We start from the raw sequence: 19,284 nt of genomic DNA, 5'->3' as shown, positions 1-19,284 counted from the left end.
ATTAAATATGCCAATAATCAAACGGATAACGGACATCATCCTCACTTACTTTAGTTAATGGTAAGGTAGAAAATGACATTAATTTTGATTTCTCTTCCAGAGATTCTACAGCATTTGCATACCCTGCAGGAATATGAACAATTTTACTATCAGATTCTGAGACCACAATCGTTTCAATCATTAAATCTTTTGACGGATTTTCCCAATTATCAATTTTAATAAAATGAATTTTAAAAGATCCTGTTAGACAGTAAAAATTTTTAGCATCTAATTTATGTCCTTGCCAACCACGAAAAGGATTTTCATTAGAGTTGCTAATAATGTAAAACCTTTCGATATCAGAAAAATTAAAATCATTTACAAAAGAGATACTTCCTCTATGATCTGCAAAATTCCCTCCTTGAATTACTTTTGGTTTCATGCTCTTAATCTTAAATTACTTTTACTTAGCAAATAGAATTTTAATGAATAAACAAGAAGCAAAGGTAGAATTATAAGTAAAAAGATAATTATATCATCCACTTTCTGATAAAGATTCACCACTAAAAATGAAATTGAAATTTGAATTACACCGTAAAGTAATGCTACCAATCTGTGTTGAATTTTATACTCATTACTTAAGATTTGATAAAAATGCAAACGATGTGCTTCAAATATATTTTGCTTCAAATATAGTCTATGTATAATAGTAAACACGGCATCTACTCCATAAACTGCTAAGAAAAGTAACCAAACAAGTGAATTAGTAATAATAATTAACTTCAAAACTAAATAAATTACCCAAAAAGCAATGGCAATACTTCCTACGTCTCCTGCAAAGCATTTTGCTTTTTTTCTATAATTAAAGAACAAAAAGACAAAACTTGCTATCATAGCATATTTTATGAAACTTCCATCTGTAAAAAGCTGCACTTTTGTGTTTACATACAATAATGCTCCCATTACTGATAAGGTATAAATTCCTGTAATGCCATTAATTCCATCCATGAAATTATAAGCATTTATCAAACCAATAGCCAAAACATAAGCAATCAAAATGCCCCAGATCGGAATAGTATTGAACAAATCCAAATCTAAGAATATCAATGTAATTGCAAGAAAGTGAATGGAGATTCTTAATTTATTAGATAAATTTTGAATATCATCCCAAAAACTTACCAGACTAACTAATGTAATTCCTGTAAAGAAAAAATAATTACTCTGTATGTGCTGTACAAAATAAAGCAAAGCAGAAAACCAGAAAATTATTCCACCTCCTCTTAAAGTTATTTCAGTATGAGAACTTCTTTGATTTGGTTTATCAATTATATTAAATCGATCTGCTACTTTGAAATAAAGTAGCATAATAATCATTAAGATAATTCCTAAAATTGTGTATTCCATTTTATGAATTATTCCCAGTTAATATTTTTTATTTCGTCATATACTTTTTGAATACCTTCTTCTAAACTTATTTTTGCTTTCCAACCAAAACCATTTAATTTAGAAACATCCATTAGTTTACGAGGCGTACCATCTGGTTTGGAAGTATCTGTTAAGATTTCACCTTCAAAACCAACTATTTTTTTTACTAAAACAGCTAAATCTAGAATTGAAATATCTTCTCCTACCCCAATATTTACAAGCCCTTCTTCATTATAGTTTTCCATTAAATAAAGACAAGCTTGTGCAAGATCATCTGCATGCAAAAACTCTCTTTTTGGACTTCCTGACCCCCAAATTGTTACAGAAGAATCGTTATTACGTTTTGCTGTAATAAATTTTCTCAACATTGCTGGAAGAACGTGAGAATTTTTTAAATCGTAGTTATCGTTTGGTCCGTATAGATTAGTTGGCATTACAGAAATAAAATTACATCCAAACTGACTTCTATAAGCGTCGCACATTTTTATACCAGCAATTTTTGCAATTGCATATGGTTCGTTTGTTGGCTCTAATTCACCTGTAAGCATGTATTCTTCTTTCAAAGGCTGAGGAGCCATCTTAGGATAAATACATGAAGAGCCCAGAAACATTAATTTCTTGACATTATTTAAATAAGACTGATGGATGATATTATTTTGTATCATCAGATTCTCATAAATAAAATCTCCTCTATAAGTATTATTAGCAATAATTCCACCAACTTTTGCTGCTGCTAAAAAAACATAATCTGGTTTTTCTTCTACAAAAAAATCAGCTACAGCTTGTTGATTTCGCAGATCTAGTTCAGAAGAAGTTTTAAGCACAAAATTGTTGTAACCCTGTGATTTTAGTTGACGTAAAATAGCAGAACCAACCATTCCACGGTGTCCTGCTATATATATTTTATCTTGTAAATTCATAATGATAATTTCTAAATCAAAGAATAATAAATCATTCTTGATTTATTTAAATTAATATCTAATTGAAGATTTTACTTCATTTAACATTTTTTCTCTCTTAACATAGTCAAGATCAGACGCCATCATTTCTCTTACTAACCCAGCTAAATCGTATTGAGGAACCCAACCTAATTTTGTTTTTGATTTAGTAGGGTCACCAATAAGCAAATCAACTTCTGTTGGACGGAAATATTGTGGATCTACTGCAATAACTTGTTTACCTATCTCAATTTGGTAATCAGGATTACTACATGATGCAACATAACCTTTTTCATCTACACCTTGTCCTCTAAACTCGATATTGATTCCTACTTCAGCAAATGACATTTTAACAAAATCACGTACATAAGTAGTTTCTCCCATAGCAATTACGTAGTCTTCTGCGACATCTTGTTGTAAAATACGCCACATAGCCTCTACATAGTCCTTAGCATGTCCCCAATCACGTTGTGCATCTAAATTCCCTAAATACAAACACTCTTGCTCTCCTAGTGCTATAGCTGCTGTAGCCATTGTAATTTTACGAGTAACGAAAGTTTCTCCTCTACGCGGAGACTCATGGTTGAATAAAATTCCATTACAAGCAAATATATCATATGCCTCTCTATAATTTTTAGTAATCCAGAAACCATAAATTTTTGCAACTCCATAAGGTGAACGTGGATAAAATGGAGAATGCTCATCGTAAAAACCTCTTTCATTTTTATTCTCAGCTAATCCACCATATAATTCTGAAGTTGAAGCTTGATAAATACGCGTCTTATTTTCTAAACCTAAAATACGAACTGCTTCTAAAATTCTTAATGTTCCAATTCCATCAACATTTGCAACATATTCTGGAGAATCAAAAGAAACTTTTACGTGACTCATAGCTCCTAAATTATATATTTCATCTGGTTTTACTTCTTGGATAATTCTAATAACATTCGTAGAATCTGTTAAGTCACCATAGTGTAACTTAAAATTTACATGTGCTTCATGTTGATCCTGATAAATATGATCAATTCTTTGTGTGTTAAAAGAAGATGCTCTTCTTTTAACTCCATGAACCATATAACCTTTTTCTAATAGTAATTCTGCTAAATAGGATCCATCTTGTCCAGTGATTCCTGTTATAAGTGCAATTTTCATTTTTATATTTTTATATTTTATTATTATATATATATTCAATCACTGATTGAGGATTCCAGCCTAACAAGTTTCTAGCTTTACTATCATCAAAAGTTAAATCAGAACTCATTTTTTTTATTTTTAACGAATCTATTGGCGCTTTCCCTTTCAAAAGATCTCCAAATTTACCCACAAGCAAAGCTATTTTAATTGGTAAGTTAAATGGTTTTTTCTTGTTTTTATTTTTTGAAATTGCCAAACTTAATTCATGAAAATTTGGATGATGTCCATCTGTAAGATTATAAATCCCACCAATTGGAGCAACTTTCATGATTACTGAAGCTACATCTTTTCCTAAAACCATGCTTTTTTTTGCTTTTCCACCTCCTATATTAAAATAGTATCCTTTGGTAATGGCTTTTATCATTGCTCCCAAGTTTCCAGGAGCATCTTTGCCTACAAGTAATGGCAAACGTAAAATTGTACAAGTAACATTGTTGTCTTCACACCAATTTGTAATAATTTTTTCAGCTTCAATTTTACTTTGTCCATATGCATCAGTAGCTTGCAAAGGATAATTTTCTTGAATATCATTACCTTTATCTTGTCCATATACAGATACTGAACTTATAAAAATAAACTCTTTAGGTAATCTAGATTTTTCTAATCCTTTTAACAGATTTTGAGTTCCTAATACATTAACATCATAAAACTCTTTTTTCTCAATTTTAGTTTTAGGAACAACGTGTGCTTTTCCAGCACAATGTATTACGAGATCAAAATTATCATAAAAAACTGGAATATCTTTTTCTAATGAAAGCTTATAATTTCCCGAATTTTTAGATAACCCAAAAACTTTATTTCCATTTTCTAATTCTGCGTAAATTAATTTCCCAAGAAAACCATTTGAACCAGTTATTAATATATTATTCATCTTTACTAAAGATTAATGTCTTAAAAATTGATTATATATATAAAGAATTACTCTGGGAGGCAATAGACGAAGTGGCAATTTAGTTGCGATGTAAAACAACCATTCAAATATATTTAAATTACCTATTTTCAATGCTAACTTTGCAAATTTCCATTCATTCTTTATATAGAATAGTCCACTTCTTCTTTTTATAACTTCTATTCCTATGCCGGTTCTAAAATAAAGTAAACACTCTTGAATGTTAAAAAATTCACATCCATTCTGTAACATTCTTATAAACAAAGAAAAATCTTCAAATAACAATATATCTCCATTATAGTTACCCGCTTCTAAGACTTTATCTTTACGGAACATAACTGAAGGATGATTAACTGGATTTCTAAATCTTGAATATTTCCTTAGTGCTTCTCCTTGTTCTGGCATTTTACGATAACGTTTTAAATCTCCAGGAACATTATTAAATTCTTCAACATTAGAACCTACTAAATCAATATTAGGATTACTATCTAAAAACTTTATTTGCTTTTCAAAACGATTAATTGCACAAATATCATCGGTATCCATTCGAGCTATAATTTGGTTTGAACATTGAACAACACCAATAGCCAATGCATTGCCAAGTCCTTTATTCTCAGACAAAGATATTATTTTAAATATTTTGGGATAATTATTTGTATACTCGGTTATTACAGCATCAAGCTCTATTGGTAAAGGTCCGTCTTTTATCAAAACTATCTCATTAGGAAGAAATGTCTGTTTAAAAATTGACTCCAAACACTGCCTAAAATATATTGGATTTTCTTTAAAATAAATAGACATTAATACTGAAAATTCCGTCATCCTTTTAATTTATTTTTTTAATCAATTATTTCTAACTATTATTACTCTTAATGTATTGGTGTAATTTTCTAATACCATCATTAATAGTAATACAATTATTTATGCTAAATCTGTTTTTAAGATTTTTAATATCCAAAACATTTATTGGTACATCAAAAATTCTGCCCTCAGAATAATTAACTACTAAATTAGGCTCTAAATTTTCTTTTATAAAGCGTAAAATATCATTAATTGAAGTTCCAATCCCTGAACCTAAATTATAAATAATTTCAGGCGTTTCTATTGACAAAGCAGCAACCATAACTTTGGTTACATCATTAATATGAATATAATCCCTTATTACACTACCATCCCCCCAAACTTCAATAGGTTCATGCTTAATTGCATTATGCAAAAAAACAGGAATTACTCCTTGAATTCCCTTTGGATTTTGTTTTTCACCATAAGGATTTGATAATCTAAAAATACAAACATCAATATTCCAGAGCCTATTATATAGTCTAAAATAATCTTCAATTGTTTTCTTAGTGATACCATACGAATTTATAGGATTCGTTGGATGACTTTCTTTTATTGGAGTTTCATCTGGAATGCCATAAACGGTTCCTCCAGAAGATAAAAAAATTACTTTTTTTACTGAGCTCGTTTTTATAGATTCTAGTAAATTTAAAGTAGGAAGAAGATTGCTTTCAATATCGAAACAAGGATTCAATTGAGAACTCGACGGAACTGTTGTACTTATTAAATGATAGACATAATCTATGTCAGATAAAGCTTCCTTAATTTTTGAGAAATCATCAAAGCTTCCCTCTATAATTTCAATTTTATTTAAATACTCTTGAATATTTTTTTTTGAGAAACCGATCATATCAAAAACCCTAACATCATAACCTGAGCACAGTAAAGAACCTACTAAATTTGACCCAATGAACCCACCACCACCAAGAACTAAGCATTTTTTTTTCATCCCCTAATCATATTTATAAAGTAATTGATACTTAGTTGCCATAACATTAGAATTAATTTCATTCAGTATTACAGATTGACATTTGTTACTCAATGTACCATAATCTTTTTCAATAATATCATCTATAATTATAGACAACTTCTTATAATCATTTACTGGAAACAAATAATTCCAATTTAAACCTGATACTAATTCTTCATGAGGTTTGATATTTGATAAAACTACTGGCAGACCACAACTCATAGCCTCCATCACAGAAGTTGGCAAACCTTCAGAATATGCTGATGAAATGTAAAAATCAGAAGCCTTTAGATATTCAATAGTTGAGGGTTGATTACCTAAAAATTTAACATTTCCCTTTTTCAAATCACATTTCTCTTTACATTCCTCCCTTAAGGGACCATCTCCTATTATTAGTAAAGTTGAATTTTTACAAGCTCTAGAATTTAAAAAAGCATTTATGACAGTAATAGGATCTTTTCTGTAAATTAAATATCCTACAAAAATGAATATTTTTTGATCTAGCGGTAAGTCTAGTTTTTTTCTAATACTTATTTGTTCTTCTTTTGAAGCTGCAGTATATTCTTTATAAGGAATTCCATTATAGATGACTTTCAAATCAACATTATATCTTTTTTTTAATTCTTCTGAAACAAAATTTGAGCAAGCAACTCCTATTTTTCCTTTTAGAGATTTAATGTGTAAATAAGCCATAATTCTGCCTGTATATTTACCATAAAGCATTGTATAGTCGTCATAAATATTACTATTTATAGTACTAATAATTTTTACATTTTTAGTGATTTCTCGGTTTAACATAAAATCACCCCTAAAACCATATAAATGAACAACATTAATATTATGCTGTTCTATAAATTTTCTTATTTCCTTTCTACCACTAACAAAACCTTTAATTCTAGAAAAATTAAATGAAAATATCTTAACATTTAAATCTTCAAACGCTCTCCATGAACTTGGAAAATTAGGATCTTCCTCAGAGAGAGTTAATATTATTGGCTCAAACTCTTTTCTATCAAGCTCTGCTACTAAATTATATAAAACATTAGTAGGTCCTGTTCTTTTTAAAGTAGATACAACGTAAAGTATTTTTAACATTTTAATCTTTTAAGTATAAATCTTAATAATTTGTTTGGCTTTAAAAAATAGCTTATTTTACATCTTACAGCTCTTAACTTATCTATCAATGCCATATTTTCTCCCAAAGTTAATTTAATTCTTAAAATATCGTCATTGACAATTCTCCTAAAATCTAACGGGATAGTATCAAGATTAAATAATTCCCAATTTTCAAGTTCACTTTTTTTCATATTTATTAAATCATTACTATAGTTACTATTATGTATGTGAGCAAGATAGTTTGGTTGTGCAACATACGTTGGGCGTATAATATTCATATTATAAACGAATATTTTAATCCAAAAAAATCGGTCATCAGCTCCTTTATAATTTTTGGTTTCAGGAAATCGTATACCATTTAAAAGAGACTTAGAAAAAACTACTTGCCCAGGAGATCTAATAAAATCATCTTCCAATATTCCTTGAGTGGAAAGATTTGGTGAAAAATAGTAAAGCTTGTGACTTATATATGTACTCCCATCATACATAACAAACCCATTTGTTAACACAAAATCAGAATTAATCAATAACTTGAACGCATCTAAATAAAAAGAAGAATTCACCTCATCATCTTGATCAATTATATGAATATATTCTCCTGCAGAAAGATCTAAAGCAATATTTCTAGAAGCCGCAACACCAATATTTTGATCATTTTTATGAATTAGAATATCTATGTTATCTACTTCGCCAAAAATAAAATTATTCACCTCTTTTATTTCGTTTAAAGACGTGTTGATTGAATCAATAATCGTTATAATTTCAAACTTTAACTCATTGCTATTATCCAATTTTAAAATAGCCACCTTGATCGATTTTAATAAGTTGGCGTAGAACTTTTCCCCGTTATAATATGGGACAATAATAGTTAGGGATTTAAGCATTATTTTGAAATTTAAATTTTGATGCTTCGAACAATAAAAGAAATGTTAGGAACAAAATAGGGAAAATGAAAAGTAAGTTATTTACGTAAGTCAGCGTTAGCATAGGATCGGAATCTAAAGCGGTCATTTTTAAAAAAAGATATGTAAAAATAAATCCGTTGAGTAAGTTATTTCTAAGTAAAAATGGCAACAGATTGCGTATAAATGAAATAACTAGTCCTAATACGAACGAAAATAATATGCTACCATAAAATCCATAATATATTAGGCCAAAAACATTGTGTCTAGCATTTGGTCCTGATGGGACATCACTAGGGTGATGAATATCCTTGAAAACGATTCCGATGGCAGTGGGCAGTTCTTCCCATGGATAAACTCTTAATAGACCCAAGCCATCATTAAATAATGCTTTAAATCCATTCGATGAATCTATCTGCAGATAAACATTATCAGGGTATGCATACCAATAAATATCCCCGCTATGAACAAATCTTAAAACTAATAAAAGCACTGGATTTAATTGGTCTTCAATATCTCTTGACTGCACAGAAATAATCGCCAAAACAAAAAAAAAGGCAAACACTATCCCCTTTTTTAGATGAGTTGTTATAAATCTTTTATACGCTGAATAATCAACCTTTTTTATAGCAGAAAAGAATACAAAACACCAGAAAACATAAAATATGGCCAAAAAATTACTTTTCCCTCCACTTAAGAAATAAGTTATAAAAATTAGAAGTAGTATTAAAAATTTAGGAATTTCACTTAATCTAAATTTATCAATTTTTATAACACAAAAAAAAGCATACAAGGCAAAAATTGAACTAACATCAGTTATTCTCCCTAAAATACCAGTGCCACCACCATCTGCAAAAGTTGACAATCTCGATTCCATTAAAAGAGGAATTCCTTTAAAAACGTATATTGTGATTTGACAACCCAAATAAATAATAGAAAAGAAATAGAATGCAAAAATATTGTATGCTGACCTATTTAATGAATATGAAATAGAATCCACTGGCCTAGAAAAATTAAACTTTATCCTTTTTTTAAACATAAATAATCCGCAGAAAAATGAAATTTGGGTTAAATTGTAACTTAAAAAAGTATAAAATGAAGTATTACTGGTTAAATAAAGAATATATACAACTACGAAACAGAAAATATTTGCAATAATGGGCAATAAGAATGGATCTAACCAACCATATAGCAAATTTTTAAAAATTACACCATGAAGGACGCTTGAAAAAAGAAGTAGAATTATGAATAAATTTATGTTGTTTAAAATTACTTCATAGAAAACATAATTATTCATGGCGAATTTTTTTAGCTATATAACTTCTCAATTTTCTATAGATAAAAACATCACTACTAAAATATTTTTTGATGATTCTCAACCTATTTTTTTCAAAATTTACATCTACAGTATTAGACCCTGAAACCCCGCTGTCATCAAACAATGCAATTAATAAGGGAACATATTTAAATTGATAATTATAATAAAGCCTTATATTAAGTTCATAATCTGCAAAAATATTATATATCTCTTTAAATTTATTTTTTACTAAAACATGCTTGGGATAAAAGATACTTTGATGAGAAATATTTCTTGTCGCCAGTTTATATGATGAAAATTTTCCGTCATAAAAGATATTTCTACTTTTAAAAATAACATTTCCATAGAAGACATAATTACCAATCAAAATAGGTAAAATTTTTTCCAATACCTTATCATCATAAAAAACATCATCAGCACCTATAAAATAGATAAATTCACCATTAGCATGGATAACACCTTTATTCATTGCATTATAAATACCTTTATCTGGCTCACTTATCCAAAAAGAAATATGTTGCTCATACTTTCTTATAATATCCAATGTACCATCCGTAGACCCGCCATCAATTATTATATATTCACATTCCTTACAATTTTGTGCAATAACACTTTTGATCGTTTCTTCAATTGTCTTTGCTCCATTAAAAACCACTGTTATAATAGAGATTTTGGGTGATTCTGTATTCAAAAGCTACATTGGATTTAAGTAATATTTTAATTTAAATAAAGCAACTTCCATATATTGGACAATTCTCTTTAAAAAATTTATACTTGGTTTATTATTAAAATATGCACAAGATACTTTAGATAAAACCTCTATTTTATTTTTTTGTATTTTTTCATTATAAGAATTGTATATGGATATAAGTTCTGGATTAGTTTTAAAATCGTATCTATAATTATTAGAAATTACATTTGGATTTGAATATTTATAAGAACTAAAGTGGAAGAAAACCAAAGGATAATCCTCATTTACAATATATTGATTATTTACGTAATTTAATTCTCTTTCATGCAAATTCCATGGTCCCATATTGCATCCAAAATGGAATAAAATTTTTGTTTCTTTTGGATAGTAAATAGGCACATAATTTATCCATAACTGATCCACAAACAAACCACGTTCTAATCTGTAAAATCCATAGTTTAAAGTTCTGTTCTCCCACCAATTTAACATTTCATTTACCTTAACTGAATTTCCTTTCAAACCAATATAACCCAAGTTATAAAGACCATGATTAAGAAAAAGATTTTCATTAGGTTCCTTAGATCCCCATGGTAGAATTTTTGAAATATGAGGAGTGATAAGAAAATCATATTCATTAAAATTTTCATCTAAATAATTTAACGAATTAAATATCTCAATATCTGGATCAAAATAATGGGCATGAACAGCATCTGAGTTATGCTCGAAAACATACTTAAAGCAACTTGCTTTAATACAGGTATTTAACTCTATTATATTGTATTTTTCTTTTAAAGAATTAAAATCAATAGGCAAATCTTTAGCTAATACGATATTGGCAGGTTTAAAAAAATCATAATCAATTTCGCTTGAATATTCATCAACCAAAAATATATAAAATACATAATCACTTGCCAATAACTGCATTGAATCTAAAAGTGTTTTGGCCTGAGACAAATAATTATTTGAGCATATTGTAAATGCTATTTTCATCTGGTAATATTATTTTAAATTAAAATTTCAACTATTTAGGACTATAGTGCTGAATAGCAAGATTAAAAATCGACATTCCATCTATTTTATTTTATAAAGAATTTCTAAAAAATAAGTAAATAATCTATTGTAATTTCTAATCCGACTTTTCACCATCCCCTTGAGCCATTAAACTTCCTTATTTTCTCCATCTCGTGCACATGTCTAAGGCTAATTTGCCAATGATAAGGCATAAATTTCTATCTCTATATCACTACTAAGTTTTCTATTGGTCGATGTAACAACTCATACTCATTAGACAAATAATGATAAAGTCAAAATCATCAACTCCATTTTATTCGGTAAATTTTTGCTTGCTTATAAGTGCTTTGTTTTCTGGTAAATCGTAATAATTATGATAAATTGAGGTCAATTATCTCATTTAAATAATGCTTTCTTAGCTTAATATTTATACAATAAGTGAATTCTTTTCATCAACATTTTCTATTTTCAGCTATTAGGTAAAATATAGCAAATAAAATTCTATTATTCTTCCCTTTTTCACCATTCTTATTATAAATAATTTGTCTCTTTTGCCGTAACATTACGTAGTTCATAAAGCTGATATTCGAACGATGGTGGCTTTTTAAATTTCAAATATTCTTTCCAGAAAAATCTTACAAAAGAAATTGGTAGTAATAAAATCAATTGAAGAAAAAACTTCTTTTTTATCGAAATTGAAGTATCGTTTTTAAAAAATCGCTTATAAACATCCTCTCTAAATGTTCCTCTTGCTCTTTCGATCACATATCGTTTTAAAGATACTTTTCTGAAATCGGAAAAAACCATTTGCTTAACTGAATCTGGATAATTTGGAATATTATTTATTGCTTTTACCCATAAAACATTCCATATTTCAAATGCATTTTTAGACCAACCTGAATTCCCCAATCTAATATTAACCAATGGCGTTGACACATAATAAACTAAGCTTTCAATATTCAAGTATTCAAAAGCAATTCCTACATGAACAAATCCGGTCTTTAAATATTTAGTGTAATCTACTTTTTTCCATAATTCACACTTCACAATGAGTCCTCCAATAAAAGATGTATACATTACTAAATCCAGAAAAGCCTTTTCTTTTTCTTTTCCACTATACGATTTATCTTCATCAATTGCAAGATTACGATATGTAATTTGCTTTGACAAATCTATAGATTTTAACGAGGCATTAACCACAATTAAATCGATTTTTTTTTCGATTAAATTCATAATGGTATCAATAGCACCTTCGTTTATAATATCATCGTCACCAAATAGCCAACAATATTTTGTATCCACCAAATCACCCATTTTGATAACATTACCATCAAAACCAAGGTTAGTTATATTTTTAGAATATTTAATATATGAATACTTACTCTTATATCTTTCTACAACTTGAAAGGTATCATCTGTTGAACAATTATCAGAAATTACAATTTGGATTCTATATTTAGATACTTGTTCAATAAATGAGTCTAATGTTTCGCCTATTAAATGTCCTCTATTATATGTCGGAATAAATATTGATAATAAATTATTTTTCATCAAGATGCCATTGTTTTTTTTTCGTGTTAAATATAAAATAAGCCCAAATTGCAAAAGTGGATGAAATAAAACAATACCCCGAAGTAATTCCAATTACACCGAAATAGTTACCCAAAATTACAGTTGAAGCACAGCTTAACGCTCCGTAAGCTAACGAATGAACCAACATAGGTTCTTTTTTATGACAGCGAAGATAAACAGCCCACGCCCCAATAATATGATTCATATAAAATGAAATCATCATAAATAATAATGGCAAATAGGCTAAAAATTTACTTCCTAATTTCTTATTCGCTAAAGTTACATCAAAATATCTTATAAAAAATATAACTAAAAACATGCCCGTCATCGCAACAAAGTTAACCATAGAGGATTGTTTAAATGTTTTATTGAATAATTTATCTAATTTCAAAAAATCCCGTTGGGCAATGTACCCTGAAAAAATAGGTATTTTTGTTGAAACCCAAGCAAAACTTAATGCCAAAACAGCATTTAACAATGATAAAGTCATACCCATTTGTCCCGCCACAATCGGCCCATCAGTTGCAAATAAAACAGGGTTAAAAAGTTGAAAAATAAAATAACCACCAATCCAACTTAAAGCAATTTTCCATTGCAATGGAAATATCTCTGTTTTATAACTTACTTTTTCAGTGATTTTTTGATTATAAATATTTCTCAAAACAATACTATACTTTTTAAAAATAAAAAATACCAGAACAAAAACACCAATAATGGATGAAATTCCACCAACATATAGCTTTAGACCAATTGCTAATCCTGTCCATAATAAAAGCAAACTAACAAACTGCTGAATCAGTCTAATTTTAGCAATTTCCTTTACTTTCCCAAGTCCTTCAATAAAAGCAATAATGGGAGAAATCAAAAAATTTAATGTTGTGCCAACTGAAAGAAAAACCCACGGCAAATGCCAATCTACAACTACTTCTGACTTATAAAAATAATTGAAAAAAACAAACCCAACTCCCAAAAGCAAAAAAAAAACAAATATTGCTAATGCTGAAAACCACTTAACTGTAAAATGGAGTAGTGAGGCAACACGAGACAAATTTACTATATTACCCTCATAATTATTCCCTACCAAATTCAAGTGTGAAACTTCATGAGCAACATATTGTATTATAATACCATTAAGTCCAAGTTCAAAAAAAACCTGAATGGCAAGAATACTTGCGAAAGTATAATAAAACCCCTGTTCTACACCATCTAATAAACTTGCGACAAGAACAATGGATACTACTCCTCCAGCCGCCTGAATGATTCGAGATAGAGAGGTAAAAGCAATTGCTCCATCAATTCCTAGTTTATTTTTTAATAAATAAAGTTTATTTTTCAATTTATTTATTGCTTTAAATCGACTTTACCCATTCGACCATTTTCCTAACTCCTTCATGACTATCAATAGTTGGTGTCCAATTAAAAGTATCTTTAGCCTTTTTAATGTCTGCAACATATACCTTCTGATCACTTTTTCGCCAAGGTAATTTATTATGCTTCATTTCAATATTCAATTCTTTTTCTAAAATAGCAAAAAGTTCCAATAATGAAAGACTATTTCCCATCCCTCCACCAATGTTAAATGCTTTACCTTTTGTTTTCTCAATTGAATTGATAGCCGAGAAATAACATTTTATAAGATCATCACCAAAAAGGACGTCTCTTACTTGCTTACCAGAACCTGATATAGTAAATGGTTCTTTTAATTCACCACTTTTTATATCAATAGCCTGTTTTACAAACCAACCTATCCAACCTTGATCAGCTGTAGCATATTGCCTCCCGCCAAAAATTGAGGAATGTCTAAAAACAACAGTTTTCAAATCAAACATTTTCGCGTAATCAAGCATATATTGGTCGGTAGCCCCTTTTGAACATCCATAAGGAGATTGAAAATCAAGTAATACATTTTCATCAAAACCATTTTCAAAACCTTTTGCTTTGAATCTTGTTTCTGTTTCTTCATATTCTACCCATTCCAAATCACCATAAACTTTATTGGTAGAAGAATAGGTTACTATTGTATCAGGGCTAAATTTTCGAACAACTTCCAAAACATTATTACCGCCCAATACATTTACCTCAAAATCAAATCTAGGATTATCCAAAGAAGTTGTCATAGCGACTTGTCCTGCCAAATGGAAAATAATATCAGGTTTACAATCTTTAATGGCATATTCAACGTCATTATATGAACGTATATCTGAATGGTAAAATTTAAATTTCCCTATGGATTGTAACCATTTCAAATTTTGCTCTGTACCGGTGCGATACAAATTATCAAAAACAAAAAGTTCGTCACCTCTTTGTAAAACTTCAGCAGCCAAATTGGATCCTAAAAACCCACATCCACCCGTTATTAAATATCTCATATTTTTATGAATTTAAGTAATCTCTAATTACTTTAGCAATATAGTCATAATGAGTTTCGTCCAATCCTGGCCAAACTCCTAACCAAAAAGACTGGTTCATGATTATATCAGTATTTTTTAAATCCCCCACTACTCTATGTTTTATATTTGCATAAGCAGGTTGACGCAGCAAGTTACCACCAAACAACAAACGAGTACCAATTTTATTTTTTTCTAAATGTTGTACTAACATGTGACGGTCGTTTGCATCTCCTTCTCTCAAGGTTAATAAAAATCCGAACCATGATGGTTCTGAATTTGGTGTTGGCTCTGGCAAGATGAATACTTCCTCAAATTCTTTCATACGCTCATACAAAGCCGCATAATTTTCTTTACGACGTTGTACAAATTGATCTATTTTTTTAATTTGTGATACCCCAAATGCTGCCTGCATATCGGTAACTTTTAAATTGAAACCAATATGAGAATAAGTATATTTATGATCGTAACCATAAGGCAATGTTCCTAGTTGCTGTCCAAAACGACATCCGCATGTATCATCTTTTCCTGGCTCACAATAACAATCACGTCCCCAATCCCGGAAACTTTCAGCCAATTTTGATAAAATTGGATTATTTATCAATACTGCTCCACCTTCTCCCATTGTAATATGGTGTGCTGGGTAAAACGAAAAAGTAGAAATATCGCCAAAAGTACCAGTCTTTTTTCCATTGTAAGTAGCACCTAATGAATCACAATCATCTTCTACTACCCAAAGATTATACTTTTTAGCAACTCTCATAACTTCATCCAAATCAAATGGATTACCTAATGAGTGTGCGATCATAATCGCTTTAGTTTTCGGACTCACTGCAGCTTCAATTAAATCTGCCTTTACATTGTGTGTGGCAATATCTACATCGATAAAAACTGGAATTGCGCCAAATTGGATGATCGGATTAATCGTTGTTGGAAACCCTGCGGCTACAGTAATAACCTCATCACCAGGTGTAATTGCTCTTTCTCCTAATTTTGGAGATGTTAGAGCATAAAAAGCTACTAGATTCGCAGAAGATCCCGAATTTACCAAAAGTGATCTGTGAGCTCCAAAATATGCCGCAAAATCTGCTTCAAATTTATTGGCAAAACGTCCAGCTGTTAGCCAACCATCAAGAGCTGCATCAACTCCCATTAAAATATCTTCCTCATCCAATACTTTTCCTGTAACAGGAATATAATTTTTACCTGGTTCTATAATCTGAGTAGTTTTTGCTTTTGCAATAACCTTAAGACTATCTAGAAGTGTTGTCTCTTGAATATTTTTTAACATAGTATTTAAGTTTATTTTTCAATTAAAAACAAAATTATTTGTTTTCTAAATTTTCTAATTCAATAATTTTTCTAATCCCATCTTCTAAGCTAATTTTTGGTTTCCATCCTAATTGAAGTAAATAGGAAACATCAGCTTTAGATTCCAAAACATCATCTTTACGCATTGGAATTTTTCCGAAATTAAGTACAGTTTTTCTATTACAAGACATTTCTTTCAATAATAGTACTAAATTTTTTAAGCTTATAGTTAATGCTGATCCTAACTGTATATTTGTATTATGTTTAATTTTATTTAAATTTTCAATCAAACACATATAAGCTGAAACTACATCATCAATATAAATAAAATCTCTTTTTTGAATCCCTTCACTTAGATCAATAGATTCTTCATTTCTAAAAAATTTATGAAGCATTCCTGTAATAAATTTAGTTTCGTCATCATTGGGTCCATAAAAATATTCAGGTATAACATTGATTATTTTCATTTCACTTGGTATAATAGATAACCAATCTCTAAAATGAGCCTTTGATAAAGAATAAGGATTTATGTTTTTAGGCAATGAGGTATCTGTATTAATAAAATAATCGACTTTATTTTGTATTGCAAATTCTAACAATCGTATGGGAAAATATAAATTAGAATTAACTACATCTAAAACACTTTCTCCTTTTCTACCATAGTTTGTAGCAATATGAATAATCCCATCAACTTTCCGATTCACAAAAAAAGCTTCTAAATTGGTAATATCAATAAATTTTAACTTACCAGCACAAGAATCTAATCTTTTTGTTGATGACTTTTCCCTTATTAAAACAGAAACTTCATAGTTCTTAGAAAGTAACTCTTTTATAATATGACTCCCCAAATAGCCCGTACCACCAGTTATAAGAATGTGATTACTCATTCAAAAAATCTTTTATTTGGTCTGTAGTAAAATCATCTATTTTATTTTTATCTGCAGCGAACTCAGCATACCAATTCATAGTCATACTCACCGCTTGTGAGGCATTCCTTTTAGGTTTCCATTGCAATTCGTTTATAGCTTTACTTATATCTAATTTCAGTAATCCCGCTTCATGTGGTTGTCCTGGTAGTTGCTCCACAATATATTCTCCTTTTCCCCAACTGTCGATCGCTAATTGCAACATTTCATTTACAGGTAAAGCATCTGAAAGATGAGGCCCAAAATTATAGGCTTGGTTATATAGTAAAGGAAATTGAGATAAATGAACACCTAAAGTTAAATATCCTATAACAGGCTCTAGTACGTGTTGCCAAGGCCTCACCGATTGCGGATTTCTTATGATAACAGGTTTACTTAAAGCAAATGCTTTGGCAATATCAGGAATTAAACGATCTTTTGACCAATCACCTCCGCCAATAACATTTCCAGCTCTAGCAACAGCAATTGCTTTTTGGTGCAAACTATATGTTTTGTTATTAAAAAATGAATTTCTATAAGAATCTATTACCAACTCAGTACAAGCTTTACTTGCACTGTAGGGATCATATCCTCCTAATCTGTCATTTTCACGATAAGGATACAACCATTCATTATTATGATAGACTTTATCAGTTGTAATTAATACTACATCACATTTTTTTTCTAATAACCGAACAGCATCTAAAACATTTGCTGTACCTACTACATTTACTTCAAAAGTTTCTGCTGGAATATCATACGACAAGCGAACTAAAGGTTGCGCAGCTAAGTGAAAAACAAAGTCCGGCTGAAACTCTATAATCTCTTTTTCCAAGCGTTTTTTATCCCTTATATCAGCAATAACAGAGTCACATATCTTTTCGCCCTCAATCAGACAAAACAAATCATTGACAGTTTGAGGTTCTAAAGCGTAACCTTTTACTTCAGCTCCTAATAAAGATAAGGTCTTTAACATCCAAGCACCTTTAAAGCCGGTATGACCCGTTAGGAAAACTTTTTTTCCTCTATATATGTTTTTTAATTGTTGAAATGATGAATCTACCATGTCTTCCATTTTGCATTTCCTGAACTCCACATTGCTTCAAGTTCTACTCGATCTCTCAAAGCATCCATACATTTCCAAAATCCATTGTGTTTATATGCAGCTAATTGTTGATCTTTTGCGATAGACCCTAAAGGCTCTTTTTCCCATTGAATATTTTCGACATCATTTTCAAGATATTTAAAAATACCAGGTTCCAGAACAAAAAAACCGCCGTTTATCCACATTCCATCACCAGCAGGTTTTTCAATAAAACTATCAACTTCACCATTACTCCCAATTTCTAAATTCCCAAAACGGCCAGGAACCTGAACACTTGTTAAGGTCGCCAATCTACCATGGGATTTATGAAATTGAATTAATTCGGATAAATCTACATCCGCTACTCCGTCTCCATAAGTAAGCATAAAAGTCTCATCTTTAACATATTTTTGAATACGTTTTAATCTTCCTGCCGTATTTGTATGTAAACCTGTATCTATCAATGTAACTTTGAAAGACTCTGTTTCTGAATAATGAACATTGATGTTATTGTTTGCCAGTTCTATTGTTACATCAGAATTGTGCAAATAATAATTATAAAAATATTCTTTTATATAAGTAGCTTTATAACCTAAACAAATTATAAACTCATTGTGACCGTGTTGTTCAAACATTTTCAATATATGCCATAAAATAGGTTTCCCTCCAATTTCAACCATTGGTTTAGGCCTGGCTTCAGTCTCTTCCATAAGGCGAGTTCCGAAACCACCCGCAAAAATTACTACTTTCAT

At 29.7% G+C, this 19,284-nt stretch carries 19 protein-coding genes; all 19 read right to left on the bottom strand.

The window, feature by feature from the left end:
• Position 1: 1 nt before the first annotated feature.
• Entirely contained in the window at positions 2–421 is a 420-nt protein-coding gene (locus K6T82_RS17440) for a WxcM-like domain-containing protein (RefSeq protein ID WP_223708299.1), read from the bottom strand.
• Positions 418–1,383 (bottom strand): MraY family glycosyltransferase, encoded by a 966-nt coding sequence (locus tag K6T82_RS17435; RefSeq protein ID WP_223708297.1) that lies wholly within the window; start codon positions 1,381–1,383, stop codon positions 418–420. The genes K6T82_RS17440 and K6T82_RS17435 overlap by 4 nt, the downstream gene beginning before the upstream one ends.
• An 8-nt stretch (positions 1,384–1,391) precedes the next feature.
• Positions 1,392–2,324 (bottom strand): GDP-L-fucose synthase family protein, encoded by a 933-nt coding sequence (locus tag K6T82_RS17430; protein WP_223708295.1) that lies wholly within the window; start codon positions 2,322–2,324, stop codon positions 1,392–1,394.
• A gap of 51 nt (positions 2,325–2,375) precedes the next feature.
• Positions 2,376–3,494: a GDP-mannose 4,6-dehydratase gene (gene gmd, locus K6T82_RS17425; protein WP_223708293.1), complete on the bottom strand. Its 1,119-nt coding sequence runs from the start codon at positions 3,492–3,494 to the stop codon at positions 2,376–2,378.
• A gap of 10 nt (positions 3,495–3,504) precedes the next feature.
• Entirely contained in the window at positions 3,505–4,407 is a 903-nt protein-coding gene (locus tag K6T82_RS17420; RefSeq protein ID WP_223708291.1) for an NAD-dependent epimerase/dehydratase family protein, read from the bottom strand.
• Between the two features lie 12 nt (positions 4,408–4,419).
• Entirely contained in the window at positions 4,420–5,247 is an 828-nt protein-coding gene (locus K6T82_RS17415) for a glycosyltransferase (RefSeq protein ID WP_223708273.1), read from the bottom strand.
• 31 nt (positions 5,248–5,278) lie between these two features.
• Positions 5,279–6,214, bottom strand: coding sequence for an NAD-dependent epimerase/dehydratase family protein (locus tag K6T82_RS17410; RefSeq protein ID WP_223708271.1), 936 nt, complete (start codon positions 6,212–6,214; stop codon positions 5,279–5,281).
• 3 nt (positions 6,215–6,217) lie between these two features.
• Positions 6,218–7,330 (bottom strand): glycosyltransferase family 4 protein, encoded by a 1,113-nt coding sequence (locus K6T82_RS17405; protein WP_223708262.1) that lies wholly within the window; start codon positions 7,328–7,330, stop codon positions 6,218–6,220.
• Positions 7,324–8,235 (bottom strand): glycosyltransferase family 2 protein, encoded by a 912-nt coding sequence (locus K6T82_RS17400; RefSeq protein ID WP_223708260.1) that lies wholly within the window; start codon positions 8,233–8,235, stop codon positions 7,324–7,326. The genes K6T82_RS17405 and K6T82_RS17400 overlap by 7 nt, the downstream gene beginning before the upstream one ends.
• Positions 8,228–9,550 carry an O-antigen polymerase gene (locus K6T82_RS17395; protein WP_223708257.1) on the bottom strand — a complete coding sequence of 441 codons (1,323 nt, stop codon included), beginning with the start codon at positions 9,548–9,550 and terminating at the stop codon, positions 8,228–8,230. The genes K6T82_RS17400 and K6T82_RS17395 overlap by 8 nt, the downstream gene beginning before the upstream one ends.
• Positions 9,543–10,262 (bottom strand): glycosyltransferase family 2 protein, encoded by a 720-nt coding sequence (locus tag K6T82_RS17390; RefSeq protein ID WP_223708255.1) that lies wholly within the window; start codon positions 10,260–10,262, stop codon positions 9,543–9,545. The genes K6T82_RS17395 and K6T82_RS17390 overlap by 8 nt, the downstream gene beginning before the upstream one ends.
• Positions 10,263–10,265: 3 nt before the next feature.
• On the bottom strand, positions 10,266–11,252 hold the full coding sequence (locus K6T82_RS17385) for a hypothetical protein (RefSeq protein WP_223708252.1): 987 nt from the start codon (positions 11,250–11,252) through the stop codon (positions 10,266–10,268).
• Positions 11,253–11,804: 552 nt separating this feature from the next.
• Positions 11,805–12,824 carry a glycosyltransferase family 2 protein gene (locus tag K6T82_RS17380; RefSeq protein ID WP_223708249.1) on the bottom strand — a complete coding sequence of 340 codons (1,020 nt, stop codon included), beginning with the start codon at positions 12,822–12,824 and terminating at the stop codon, positions 11,805–11,807.
• On the bottom strand, positions 12,814–14,181 hold the full coding sequence (locus K6T82_RS17375) for an MATE family efflux transporter (RefSeq protein ID WP_223708247.1): 1,368 nt from the start codon (positions 14,179–14,181) through the stop codon (positions 12,814–12,816). Before K6T82_RS17375 ends, K6T82_RS17380 begins: the two co-directional genes overlap by 11 nt.
• 13 nt (positions 14,182–14,194) lie before the next feature.
• Positions 14,195–15,214 carry a GDP-mannose 4,6-dehydratase gene (locus K6T82_RS17370; RefSeq protein ID WP_223708245.1) on the bottom strand — a complete coding sequence of 340 codons (1,020 nt, stop codon included), beginning with the start codon at positions 15,212–15,214 and terminating at the stop codon, positions 14,195–14,197.
• A 4-nt stretch (positions 15,215–15,218) separates the two neighbouring features.
• Complete coding sequence (gene rfbH, locus K6T82_RS17365) at positions 15,219–16,523, bottom strand: lipopolysaccharide biosynthesis protein RfbH (protein WP_223708242.1); 1,305 nt, start codon at positions 16,521–16,523, stop codon at positions 15,219–15,221.
• 34 nt (positions 16,524–16,557) lie between these two features.
• A complete protein-coding gene (locus K6T82_RS17360) occupies positions 16,558–17,430 on the bottom strand; it encodes an NAD-dependent epimerase/dehydratase family protein (RefSeq protein ID WP_223708240.1) in 873 nt (290 codons plus the stop codon).
• A complete protein-coding gene (rfbG, locus tag K6T82_RS17355) occupies positions 17,423–18,514 on the bottom strand; it encodes a CDP-glucose 4,6-dehydratase (protein ID WP_223708238.1) in 1,092 nt (363 codons plus the stop codon). Before rfbG ends, K6T82_RS17360 begins: the two co-directional genes overlap by 8 nt.
• Positions 18,508–19,284: a glucose-1-phosphate cytidylyltransferase gene (gene rfbF, locus K6T82_RS17350; RefSeq protein WP_223708236.1), complete on the bottom strand. Its 777-nt coding sequence runs from the start codon at positions 19,282–19,284 to the stop codon at positions 18,508–18,510. Before rfbF ends, rfbG begins: the two co-directional genes overlap by 7 nt.

The organism is Flavobacterium potami, assembly GCF_020026915.1.
Classification (GTDB): domain Bacteria; phylum Bacteroidota; class Bacteroidia; order Flavobacteriales; family Flavobacteriaceae; genus Flavobacterium; species Flavobacterium potami.
Note: the sequence above shows the minus strand (reverse complement) of the source record. Positions and strands in the feature narration are given on the sequence as shown.

What these genes read in the sequence shown, in the direction of transcription:
- rfbF (WP_223708236.1), bottom strand. Translation starts at nt 19,284, where the DNA reads ATGAAAGTAGTAATTTTTGCGGGTGGTTTCGGAACTCGCCTTATGGAA.
- K6T82_RS17430 (WP_223708295.1), bottom strand. Translation starts at nt 2,324, where the DNA reads ATGAATTTACAAGATAAAATATATATAGCAGGACACCGTGGAATGGTT.
- K6T82_RS17370 (WP_223708245.1), bottom strand. Translation starts at nt 15,214, where the DNA reads ATGAGATATTTAATAACGGGTGGATGTGGGTTTTTAGGATCCAATTTG.
- K6T82_RS17385 (WP_223708252.1), bottom strand. Translation starts at nt 11,252, where the DNA reads ATGAAAATAGCATTTACAATATGCTCAAATAATTATTTGTCTCAGGCC.
- K6T82_RS17410 (WP_223708271.1), bottom strand. Translation starts at nt 6,214, where the DNA reads ATGAAAAAAAAATGCTTAGTTCTTGGTGGTGGTGGGTTCATTGGGTCA.
- K6T82_RS17440 (WP_223708299.1), bottom strand. Translation starts at nt 421, where the DNA reads ATGAAACCAAAAGTAATTCAAGGAGGGAATTTTGCAGATCATAGAGGA.
- K6T82_RS17415 (WP_223708273.1), bottom strand. Translation starts at nt 5,247, where the DNA reads ATGACGGAATTTTCAGTATTAATGTCTATTTATTTTAAAGAAAATCCA.
- rfbG (WP_223708238.1), bottom strand. Translation starts at nt 18,514, where the DNA reads ATGGTAGATTCATCATTTCAACAATTAAAAAACATATATAGAGGAAAA.
- K6T82_RS17400 (WP_223708260.1), bottom strand. Translation starts at nt 8,235, where the DNA reads ATGCTTAAATCCCTAACTATTATTGTCCCATATTATAACGGGGAAAAG.
- K6T82_RS17395 (WP_223708257.1), bottom strand. Translation starts at nt 9,550, where the DNA reads ATGAATAATTATGTTTTCTATGAAGTAATTTTAAACAACATAAATTTA.
- K6T82_RS17405 (WP_223708262.1), bottom strand. Translation starts at nt 7,330, where the DNA reads ATGTTAAAAATACTTTACGTTGTATCTACTTTAAAAAGAACAGGACCT.
- rfbH (WP_223708242.1), bottom strand. Translation starts at nt 16,523, where the DNA reads ATGTTAAAAAATATTCAAGAGACAACACTTCTAGATAGTCTTAAGGTT.
- K6T82_RS17360 (WP_223708240.1), bottom strand. Translation starts at nt 17,430, where the DNA reads ATGAGTAATCACATTCTTATAACTGGTGGTACGGGCTATTTGGGGAGT.
- K6T82_RS17435 (WP_223708297.1), bottom strand. Translation starts at nt 1,383, where the DNA reads ATGGAATACACAATTTTAGGAATTATCTTAATGATTATTATGCTACTT.
- K6T82_RS17420 (WP_223708291.1), bottom strand. Translation starts at nt 4,407, where the DNA reads ATGAATAATATATTAATAACTGGTTCAAATGGTTTTCTTGGGAAATTA.
- gmd (WP_223708293.1), bottom strand. Translation starts at nt 3,494, where the DNA reads ATGAAAATTGCACTTATAACAGGAATCACTGGACAAGATGGATCCTAT.
- K6T82_RS17380 (WP_223708249.1), bottom strand. Translation starts at nt 12,824, where the DNA reads ATGAAAAATAATTTATTATCAATATTTATTCCGACATATAATAGAGGA.